This window comes from Arthrobacter sp. TB 26 (assembly GCF_000427315.1).
Lineage (GTDB): Bacteria > Actinomycetota > Actinomycetes > Actinomycetales > Micrococcaceae > Arthrobacter.
In genome coordinates this window covers 1-10,391 of the sequence record NZ_AUPJ01000300.1, presented here as the reverse complement: position 1 = coordinate 10,391, position 10,391 = coordinate 1, and the positions used below count along the sequence as shown (strand labels likewise).

Annotated in this window: 9 protein-coding genes; 1 reads left to right on the top strand and 8 read right to left on the bottom strand. The window is 64.6% G+C overall.

All coding sequences use genetic code 11. From position 1 onward, the window contains the following. Positions 1-102: 102 nt before the first annotated feature. From K789_RS0110865 to K789_RS0110855, 3 genes are all read right to left on the bottom strand, one after another. Positions 103-1,458: a hypothetical protein gene (locus tag K789_RS0110865; RefSeq protein WP_024366786.1), complete on the bottom strand. Its 1,356-nt coding sequence runs from the start codon at positions 1,456-1,458 to the stop codon at positions 103-105. A gap of 172 nt (positions 1,459-1,630) precedes the next feature. Beyond that, complete coding sequence (locus K789_RS0110860) at positions 1,631-1,975, bottom strand: helix-turn-helix domain-containing protein (protein WP_024366785.1); 345 nt, start codon at positions 1,973-1,975, stop codon at positions 1,631-1,633. Further along, a complete protein-coding gene (locus tag K789_RS0110855) occupies positions 1,972-3,105 on the bottom strand; it encodes a tyrosine-type recombinase/integrase (protein WP_024366784.1) in 1,134 nt (377 codons plus the stop codon). The genes K789_RS0110860 and K789_RS0110855 overlap by 4 nt, the downstream gene beginning before the upstream one ends. Before the next feature lie 284 nt (positions 3,106-3,389). On the opposite strand from K789_RS0110855, the gene K789_RS0110850 reads away from it, so the two are divergent. Further along, positions 3,390-4,784 (top strand): hypothetical protein, encoded by a 1,395-nt coding sequence (locus tag K789_RS0110850; protein ID WP_128081604.1) that lies wholly within the window; start codon positions 3,390-3,392, stop codon positions 4,782-4,784. Positions 4,785-4,788: 4 nt separating this feature from the next. Here K789_RS0110850 and K789_RS0110845 read toward each other — a convergent pair whose 3' ends face one another. From K789_RS0110845 to K789_RS0110820, 5 genes are all read right to left on the bottom strand, one after another. Next, complete coding sequence (locus K789_RS0110845) at positions 4,789-5,331, bottom strand: GNAT family N-acetyltransferase (RefSeq protein ID WP_024366782.1); 543 nt, start codon at positions 5,329-5,331, stop codon at positions 4,789-4,791. A gap of 945 nt (positions 5,332-6,276) precedes the next feature. Next, complete coding sequence (locus K789_RS0110835; RefSeq protein WP_024366781.1) at positions 6,277-7,272, bottom strand: sugar phosphate isomerase/epimerase family protein; 996 nt, start codon at positions 7,270-7,272, stop codon at positions 6,277-6,279. Position 7,273: 1 nt separating this feature from the next. Further along, positions 7,274-8,428 (bottom strand): Gfo/Idh/MocA family protein, encoded by a 1,155-nt coding sequence (locus tag K789_RS0110830; RefSeq protein ID WP_051181005.1) that lies wholly within the window; start codon positions 8,426-8,428, stop codon positions 7,274-7,276. Positions 8,429-8,636: 208 nt separating this feature from the next. Continuing rightward, complete coding sequence (locus tag K789_RS0110825) at positions 8,637-9,476, bottom strand: carbohydrate ABC transporter permease (protein ID WP_024366779.1); 840 nt, start codon at positions 9,474-9,476, stop codon at positions 8,637-8,639. Further along, positions 9,469-10,391, bottom strand: a 923-nt coding sequence (locus K789_RS0110820; protein WP_024366778.1) for a carbohydrate ABC transporter permease, incomplete at its 5' end; no start/stop codon positions are given. The genes K789_RS0110820 and K789_RS0110825, both read right to left, overlap by 8 nt.

The window sequence follows — 10,391 nt, the reverse complement described above, 5'->3', positions numbered from 1 at the left end:
AACTGGATAAGCGGGTTATCGCTTTGGGGTTTATTCCTCGCTCCGTGGGCGAGCTGAGGGTCTCTATCGATGATGCTCGCCGTCATACCCTCTGGTGCTTTGTCACTGGGTTTTGTTCGCAGTTTGGTCGCGACTGCGCTCTTCGGCGAAGCGGGGGTTCTTGCCGACAACGTAGCTCGACATGGGTGCGCCGGCGGCTCCCGCGTGGCGGGACAGAGTCTGCTTGCTGTATCCGAGCATGCGGGCAAGTGACGTGGCGTCAATTTCTTTGACCAGGCTCTGCAGGGTGGTGTTGCGGATGCCTTGGATGTTGACGCCCATCCCGCGCAGCTTCAGGAGGTGGGTGTTGGGGGATCGGGGTGCTCCTGCGCGGACGCCCGGGAAGAGCCAGCGTGTATCGCGGTTGACTGTCTGTTGGCCGGCGCGGTCCTGGAGGTGGGCCCAGAACATGGGTGCCAGCAGCTCGGGAATAGGTGCCGGATACCGGCCGAGACTGAGGAACATGCCTTTGCCGGTCACTTCGACGTCGTCGATGGTGAGCATGGCGATCCTGCCGATGGGGATGCCATAGAGCAGGAAGATCAGCCCCGCGATGCGGATCGACAAGGCGACGTTGTCGGCCTCGATGAGCTTGCGGACAAGGTCCAGGCGTTCCTGCTGGCTGAGGACGGGCGTCGTCCTGGCCAGCCGCGCAGCGACCTGGATGTCCTTCCCCGGCGTTTCCCGCTTGAGGTATTGGATGAAGTTCCGGATATGTCGACGGGTTGAGGTGCCCTCGGAGAGGTATTCGTCGATATGTATCTGGCGGAAGGAAGCTGCTGTCCGGCGGTGCTCATCGAGGAGCCAGCGGAGGAACTTTCCGGCCTCTGTGATCTCCTGCTTGGCCGAGCGCACGGCATAGTTCATGTTCTTCGTCGCGGATGACTCCGCCCGAAGTCTCTTGAGGTGATGCCAGCGGGCGAAACGCTCGATGGGGGCGTGGATTTCCGGCGTCGAGGAGAGCTGGTCGAGGCGTTCTTCCAGCCACTGCTCGAACATGGCCAGCTGCCGGTCTTCCTGTGCGGGCAGGATCCGGTTATGAGTGAGGATCGCGCGGACGTGCTCGACCGCCGGCGTCTTGGGCAGTTCGTCGAAAGCCCGGTGGGAGAGCTCGATCTCCCTGTCACCGATCCGTTTGAGCAGCCCGGCGGACCGGCCACCGTTGCTGCGCAGCCAGGTGTAGATGCTCTCCGGCCGCGTGGCCCCGGTCAATACCTTGATAAGGCGTTTGAGCCGCAGGTCGGGTGGGTCATTCGGCCTCAGAAGCTCCGTCAGATCGTTGGCGAGAACGCAGGTGATGCAGTGACCCCCGCGGAAGCGCTCGGCCTCGCGGCCGCAGTTGTCACAGGTGAGGTCCGTCGTGATGCCGGCGCATTCGCGACAGATGTCGTCGCCCGCATCCGTTCGACCTGGCAGCATTCTGTCGGCACCGCAGAGCGGGCATTGACCGTATCGGTGGGTTGCGTTCGTGAAGCATATTCCGCAGATCCGTCCGTCTGGCCAGCGGACCCGGATCTTTCCGGTGGTTCTCCCGCAGCGGTCGCAACCCTCGCTCGTCCTGTTTGATCGGGGACGACCGCGCGGCTTGAACTCACTGCTCATCGGGACGGGTAATGCGGGCGCGGACCGGGCGGTAGGCCTCCATCAGGGGGACATCCGTGCCGTCGCCGACGGCGGTCCGACGGCGCTGGGTGCGGGTTTCCGTTCCTGTGTAGGTAAAGATTTCGTTGGCTTCGACCTTGAAGATGTCGCAAAGTGCTGCCAAGACCTGGAAGGCGATCCGGTCCGGGTTCTGTCCGACGAGTCGGTAGATCTGCGACTCGGAGAGCGTGATGCCACGCTCCCGAAGCGGAGCGACCAGATCGCGGCTGTTGCGCATCCCGGCGCGTGCCATCAGCTCCTTGACGCGGAACTGGTAGTCGATTTGACGGTTCATCGTGATGCCTTTCCGGAAGGCGTTGTGGGTTTGGTCAGCAGCTTGCTGTTGCTGGCCAGGAGGGTTGTGTTGAGCACGCGTTCCAGTTCGCGCGCGGCGAAGTCGGGGGAGGGAAGTGTGTAGATCGTGGTCGTCGCTGTGTGCTCGTGGCCAACCTGCATCGAGATGAACTTGGTGTCATAGCCGTACTCGGTCTGCATGTGCGTGACATAGGACCGTCGCAGGGAGTGAAGGTCGAGCCCCGGCGGAAAGCCGAGTTCGTCGAGGAATCCGCGCATCCGATCCCGGAGGTTCTTTTCCGGAACCAGGCCGCCGCGGCCAGTCGGGAAGAGATCGCTGACAGGCTGCCCGTAGCGGGGAAGACCGCGTTTGACCCAGTCATCAACCGCCTCGGCTGCCCAGTCCAGGAGGGTCAGCACGGACCGCTGTTTCTTGGGGGAGCCCTTCTGCGACTTCCCGAACCGGACGCGCAGAATGCCGTAGTCGCCGAAGTACGGAGCCTTGACATTGCGGGAGAAATCGACCAGGCCGAGGTGACGGAGTTCGTCGCGCCGAAGGCCCCAACCGTAGGCGGTCTTGAAGGCGACGGCGTCACGCCACGCGGCAAGAGCGCCCTTGCGTCCGGAGTTTATGATCCGTTCGACTTCCAGGTCGGCTAGGTCGAAGAAGGCCTGCAGCTCCTCGAGAGTAAAGGCACGCTTCTCCGGACCCATATCGGCATCCTGGACGTGCCTGGCTTTGTTGAACTCGGTGATCACCTGGGAAAAGGTTGTCCCGAAGAGGCGCCCGCAGTTCTCGTTCCACGGGTATTCAGGGTTGGTTGCATACTCGCAAAACAGTTTGATGTCCGTCTGGTAGGCCCGGACAGTGGACAAGGCCAGGTTCTCGACACCGCGAAGATGGTCGAACAGCTCGTCCGCGTCGACGGGGGCCCACTCCCACGGATACTTGCCCGAGAAGTCCGCCAGGCGCATAACAGATGCGACCCGGCGCCTGGTCGTTTGCATGGTGAAGTTTTGCGCCGAGTGCGATCGCTTCCACCCGGTGAGCACCTCGCTCAGGAACCCGTCACGATCCGGCTCTCGATTAGGCAGCGGGAGGAACGCGAGACCGCCGAACTTATCACCCAAGGAGCCTCCTATGTCGACTGCAATTTTTGCAGTCAAAATGCAAAAAATGCAACAATGAGACACAAAATGCCTGATCAGACCCGGATTTTGCGACACAGGAAACCACAACAGTTCGCCTCGCCCGAGGTGATCCTGCGCGTGGCGAATCGAGCGAATCGCCTGGTCAGGGCCGATCTCGGCTCCTGAGCGATCGTTATCAGAAGTGGATGTATTCGCAGAAAATGCGAATAGCCTCTTTACTGTCTAACATACGGGGCATTAGCGGGCGGACGAACGGGGACATCATGCGCGACGCGGGACAGCCCTTTGGGCGGCGCATTGTTCACCTCGTGTTCGGTTTCGTACTCATCGCCGTGATAGTCGCCGCCGCCGCCGCCGTGAACGCAGTGGATTCCGACAATTGGACTATTGCAGACTGGTTCAACCTCACTCTTTCGCTCCTGCTCGGCATCTATTTTTTCTTCCTGGCCCAGCAGGTTAACAGCAACGCGCAGAAGCGTGCTGAGGCGTTGGCCAACGCCGACCTCATTACTTCCGCCGGACTGTTGGCGATGAGCAGCGCACGCAGCCTCGCGGGGTCGGAGTCAGCAGCGCTGCGAGTAGCGGCAGACGCGCGGGCGGCGCTGCAACACTACCCGTACGCGGAAGCGACGGTACAGAAGGAGCTCGCGAAGTCCGTCAGCGACTCCTATAACAATCTCGCTTTCTCGACCTTCTTGCACTCCGATAGCCTGGCGCGCTCAGTTTGGGCGCGGATATTAGAGGGAACGGCCAGCGTCGCGGCCGAGACGGATAAGCTCGCCTTCACCCCGGCGGGTCGTCTGCGAGATCCCGATTTGGTGACGGTCGCGGACCACGTTGGCTTCATTGAGCTGCTCGGCCGCGACTTGCGCGAGAACGCCGGGCCGGATCTGTCGAGCCATGAAAGCCGTCCCCTCTCGGGGGTGTGGGACGTCACGAAGTTAGGACGCTCCCGGCGGCCGAACGTTAACCGTCCGGAAAAGGAAGAGACCATCCAGCGCCTCAATCGTTTGCAGATGCTCTACCGGGACGAGCTCACTGTGCTGCACGATTGGGAGATCCTTCGCAAAAATGCCGAGAACCTCAATTGCGAGGTCGAGCTCGCCGATATCGCAGCAGCTCATGAGTGGCTGGCCCCCTGGTACGTCCTGCAGATGGTCGATGGCCAGCCGACACCTGCCAATGTACTGGGTGGCGGCCTGAACGAGAGGGCTCAGTACGACAAGCTGCAAGTCAATGCCTCAACCCCGCTGTGGCCGAACGCGCTGGAACACGGCAACCTACCTCAAGGGATGCGCAGCAAGGGCATCGACAACCTGTGCCACGTGCTCAAGTCGCAATCGTCGCCCACAATCTGCGTTCTCGCCTACGAACTCTGCCTTGATGAGGGCACCGGCAAGACAAAACGGTTGGTGCTGGATGGGAACCACCGGTTGGCAGCGGCATTCCGCATGTCGCTCGACAACACCGCTTGCTCGCAAGGACGGAAACCCTCCCGACGGTTTAGGGTCCTGACATTCCTCATCCGGGAGCGACAGCCCGTAGATGACCTGATCGCCACAGGGGATCACGAGGAGAAACCCTACCGGTGGAGGGGCTTCACGCCAGATGTCGGCCTCGTGCGCGGAACCTGGCGCCCCGACCCACCCCGCGGCTGACGAGCTAGAGGGACTGCGGGAGTGGACGCTCCATGACGAAGTCGTGCTCCACCGTCTTCCCGAGCGTGAACGATTTGGTGCCCACCTTGCGGAAGCCCGACTTCTCGTAGAACCGGATGGCGCGGGCATTCTGGCTGTTCACGCCAAGCCAGAGTCCGCGGGCGCCGGCATCCGCGGCTGCACCGATGCTCGCGTGCATCAGTTCGGCGGCGGCGCCCAGGCCGTGGTGCTCCGGATGAACGTAGCACTTGCTGAGTTCGGTGCAGGGCAGGTCTGTCAGGACTGCGGCCACGTCTGGGTCCCGGGTGGGGCGCGCGACGAGGAGGCTGTAGCCACGGAGCTCGCCGCCGGCGTCGATCACGAGAACGGTGGTGTCGGGATCGGCGAGGTAGCGGCGGAAGTTGGCCTCGCTGAGCGTGTCAGCGAGGTGGGCGGCGATGTCTTCCGGTGCCGAACCTGGCGGGCACGCCAGCGGGAAGGTGATGGCCGCGAGCGCTGCCAGCCGGCCGGCGTCGTCCGCGGTTGCCGTTCGGATTACGTGCGTCATGCCCAGAACCCTAGTCCGTGGCGGGGGATGCCTGCGCTTCGTGAAGCGCCGCCGACAGGTCAGCCCGCCGGGTAGGCGACGTAGGCGAGCCGCGTCGAATCGGGTGACCAGCTGTTGACGTTGAGGGTTCCCTGGCCACCGAACAGGGTCCAGGTGCGGCGCGGTGTGTTCCAGTCGTCCAGCGACACCGTGACGAGCTCGACGGGCAGATCCGCAGGGTGGCCCAGTGTTCCCGCCGGGAACCGGAGGTAGCTGGCGCGGAGTCCGTCGGGTGAGATGTGCGGGAACCAGTCGACTGTCCCGCTGTGGACCAGGCGCTCCAGCCCTGATCCGTCACGGCGCACCCGGGCGATCTGTGCGTGCCCTGGCAGGCTGCTGAAGGTCTCCGTGTTCAGGTAGATCCAGTCGCCGTCAGGTGAATACTCCGGTCCGTCGCAATGCCCGGGCCCGGTGTCCATCACAGCCGAAGGACCGCCGCCCGCGGGCATCGTTAGGAGGCGCCCCGGTTTCGTGACATCGTCCGTCTCCACCCCCACGCACGCGAGTTCGCGGCCGTCCGGACTGACCCCGTGCAGGAAGTGCGAGAACCCGTCCGGGGCGGTGATCCGGACCGCTGCACCTCCGCGGATGTCCGCCCGGTAGATGTGGCCGTCATTCGCGGAGAGGTAGATCTGTTCGCCGTCGGGGGCCAATACGTGGTCGTTGTTGAGATCGGGGACGCCCGTCAGGGGGACCTCCTCCAGCGAGCGGCTGGACANCCAGCCGCCACAGGGCCCCGGCGCCGTTAAGGATGAGGGCGGAATCATCCGGGGTCCAGTTGGGTGCCTCCAGCAGGAGGTCGTCGCTGGCGAAGAGGAGCTCGCGTGACCCCGTGGTGACGGACGCGGCCCAGACTTCACAGCGCTGGCCGGACCTCAGCACGCGTGGCACGACGGGCTCCGGGACCTACTGCTTGAATGCTGCATCGAAGGAGGTGTTCGACGCCGGGAAGTCGAACTTCTTCAGCGCGGCGAGGGCCTCAGGAGCGCCGTGGAGGCGGTCCATGCCGGCGTCCTCCCATTCGATCGAGATGGGCCCGGTGTAGCCGATTGCGGCCAGGGCGCGGAAGGATGATTCCCAGGGGACGTCGCCGCGGCCGGCGGAGACGAAGTCCCAGCCGCGGCGCGGGTCGCCCCAGGGCAGGTGTGAGCCCATCACGGTGTTCCGGCCGGTGGGGCGCAGCTTCGTATCCTTGCAGTCCACGTGATAGATCCGGTCTTTGAAGTCCCAGATGAAGGAGACGGGGTCGATGCCCTGCCACATGAAGTGGGAGGGGTCCCAGTTCAGCCCGAAGGCTTCCCGGTGGCCGATGGCTTCGAGGGTGCGGACGGTGGTCCAGTAGTCGTAGGCGATTTCGGAGGGGTGGACTTCGTGGGCGAATCGGACGCCGCATTCGTCGAAGACGTCCAGGATGGGGTTCCAGCGGTCGGCGAAGTCCTGGTATCCGGCCTCGATGACTTTCTCGGGGACGGGCGGGAACATCGCGACGTACTGCCAGATGGATGAGCCGGTGAATCCTACGACGGTGTCCACGCCGAGGGCCTTGGCGAGCCGGGCGGTGTGTTTCATTTCCTCGGCGGCGCGCTGCCGGACGCCTTCGGGGTCGCCGTCGCCCCAGACCTTGGACCCGACGATGGCCTCGTGCCGGAAGTCGATGGGGTCATCGCAGACGGCCTGGCCTTTGAGGTGGTTGGAGATGGCCCAGACCTTGAGGTTGTACTTCTCCAGCACGGCGAGTTTGGACTCGACGTAGCCGGGCTCGTCCCAGCGCCAGGCGTCCAGGTGGTCTCCGGAGACGGCGATCTCCAGGCCGTCGTAACCCCAGCCGGACGCCAGGCGCGCGACTTCCTCGAAGGGCAGGTCGGCCCACTGGCCGGTGAACAGGGTGTACGGGCGGGCCATGTCAGGCTCCTTCGGGGCAGGCGGTCGGTGCAGGGGCGGCGGCGGGGTTGCCGGCCAGCTGGATGATGGAGCTCTTGGCCGCCGCGCTTTCCTCCACTGCGGCCAGAATACGCTGGACGGTCAGGCCGTCCTCGAACGACGGCGAGGGCTGGCTTCCCGTACCGATCGCGACGAGGAAGTCGCGGATCTCGTGTGTGAAGGTGTGTTCCCAGCCGATCACGTGGCCCTGCGGCCACCAGGCGGCGGCGTAGGGGTGAACGGGTTCGTTGACCAGGATGCGCCGGAAGCCCTGTTCCCGGACCGGGACGGTGGAGTCCAGGAAGCCCAGTTCGTTCAGGTCCTCGAGGTCGAAAAGGATGGACCCTTTGTCCCCGTAGATCTCCAGTTTGAGCGAGTTTTTCTGTCCGGTGGCGACCCGGGAGACCTCCACGGAGGCGACGGCCCCGGAGGCGAGCGAAAGCGTGGCCCAGGCGGCGTCGTCGACCGTCACCTCCTCCAGGCCGTTCCGGCCGGGTCGGTGCGAGGTGAAGGTGTGCAGCCGGCCGGAGACCTCGGTGACCTGGTCCCCGAGCAGGAACAGCACCTGGTCGATGGCGTGGGAGGCGATGTCGCCCAGTGCCCCGGACCCGGCGGTGTCCTTGTTCAGCCGCCACGTCATGGGCGATTCCGGGTCCACGAGCCAGTCCTGCAGATACGCTGCCCGGACGTGCCGGATGGCGCCCAGCCGGCCCTCGCTGATCAGTTCCCGGGCCAGGGCGAGGGCCGGGATGCGCCGGTAGTTGAAGCCGATCATGGACTGGATGCCCTGGCTGCGGGCCGACTTCGCCGCAGCGGTCATCGACTCGGCTTCGGCCAGGGTGTTGGCGAGTGGCTTCTCCACCAGCACATGCTTGCCGGCGGCGAGCGCGGCGATGGCGATCTCCGCGTGCATAAAGCCCGGGGCGCAGATGTCCACGATCTGGATGTCCTCGCGTTCGATCACCGTCCGCCAGTCCGTGGAGGACTCCGCCCAGCCGTACTTGGCGGCCGCCTTGGCCACTCCGGCAGCGTCCCGTCCCACCAGGACGCGTTGTTCGAAGGCCGGGACGTCGAAGTAGCTGGCCACATTGCGCCAGGCGTTCGAGTGGGCCTTGCCCATGAACGCATAGCCGATCATGGCTACTCCCAGCGGGGAACCGGCAGGGGAACCGGCAGTGGGGCCGGGCGGGGTGAGGGTGCTGGTGCCGGGCTGCGCCGGCGGTGGCGTGTGCACCGTCGTCATCTGATGCTCCTTGGAACTGGGGTGGCCGGCCGCAACGGCGCGTGCCTGGCTGGCCTGGATGGGGGTGCGGGCGGTGTGGACGTCAACGCGCCCGGTGTGGCGGCTACTTCACGGCGCCGGCGGACAGGCCCGCGACGAGGTGCTTCTGGACCAGGATGAAGCCGATGAGCACCGGCAGGCTGACCACCACGGAGGCGGCCATAAGCTGGTTCCAGAAAACATCTGATTCGCTGGCATAGGACTTGAGCCCCAGGGAGAGCGTCTTGGTCGCCTCGTTGGTCAGGACCGAGGCGAACAGGACTTCCCCCCAGGCGGATATGAACGAGTACACCGCCACGGCGATGATGCCCGGCTTGGCCACCGGCAGGATCACCCGGAACAGGGCGCCCATCCGGCCGGTGCCGTCGATCATCGAGGCTTCTTCGAGCTCCTTGGGGATAGCGGCGAAATACCCGGTCAGCATCCAGATGGCGAACGGCAGGGTGAAGGTCATGTAGGTGATGATCAGGCCCAGATAGGAGCCCTGGAGCTGCAACCCGGTGATGTTCCGGATCTGCGTGAAGATCAGGTACAGCGGCAGCAGGAACAGGATGCCCGGGAACATCTGGGTGGACAGCACGGTCAGGCTGAAGGCGCGGCGGCCGCGGAACTGCAGGCGGGCGACGGCGTACGCGGCGAGGACGGCGACGGTCACCGAGCACACGGTGGCGGCCACGGTGATGATGAGGCTGTTCTGGAAGTACTTGGCCAGCGGCACCGTGGTCCAGATGTCGAAGTACGGTGCGGCCGTGAGCTCGTCCGGGATCCACTGGAACAGCCCGGAGACGTCCTTGAGGGGCTTGAGCGAGGTGGACACCACGACGTAGAGCGGGATGGCCACCCAGAGGGACAGGATGGTCAGGACGATGTTCCGCAGGATGCGGAAGTTGCGGGTCTCAATCATTGTCGGCCCCCTTGGGCAGCACCATGCGGATGTAGAAGAAGGACGCGATGAACAGGGCGATCAGGAGCAGGACGCTCATGGCGCCGCCGAGGCCGAAGTTCCAGCTGCCGAAGGAGTTCTGGTAGATCAGCGGCGAGACCAGGGTGGCCTCCTTCGGGGATGCCGCACCGAAGAGGACGAACGGGATATTGAACTGGTTGAAGGTCCAGAGCGACATCACCAGCAGCAGCACGCCGTTCGCGGGGCGGACCATCGGCAAGGTGATGTTGCGGAACTGCTGCCAGAGCGAGGCGCCGTCGATCGAGGCGGCCTCGTAGACGTCGGCGGGGACGGTCTGCAGGGCGGCCATCAGCATCAGGAACGCAAACGGCCACAGCTGCCAGACGTTCACCACGATCATGGCGCCGAAGGAGTTCTCGCCCAGGAGCCAGAAGGGACGTTCGTCGCCGAAAAGGTGCAGGGTGTCGACAAGGATCTGGTTCACGGCGCCGTCGCGCTGGTTGAACATAAAGGCCCAGGCGATGGTGCCCACATAGGCGGGCAGGGCGTAGGGAACCAGGAAGAAGGTCCGCAGGATCGCGCGGCCCTTGAAGTTGGAGGAGAGGAACACCGCGCCGGCCATGCCCAGGACCCACGAGAAGCCGACCACCGTGACGGTGTAGAGCATGGTCCGGCCAACGGTGCTGAAGAATGCCTGGCCGATGGTGCTTTCGGGGTTGAGGCCGTTGACGAAGTTCTGCAGGCCCACGAACGGGGCATTGAGCCAGTTGGTGAGGTTGAGCTGGGTGAGCGAAATGAAGGCAATCCACACCCCCAGAATCATCGGCCCGATGTGGATGAGCAGTTCGAGCAGGGCCGCAGGCAGGACGAGGCCGTAGGGAAGGAAGGACTTTTTCTTCTTGCGGACCGGCGGGG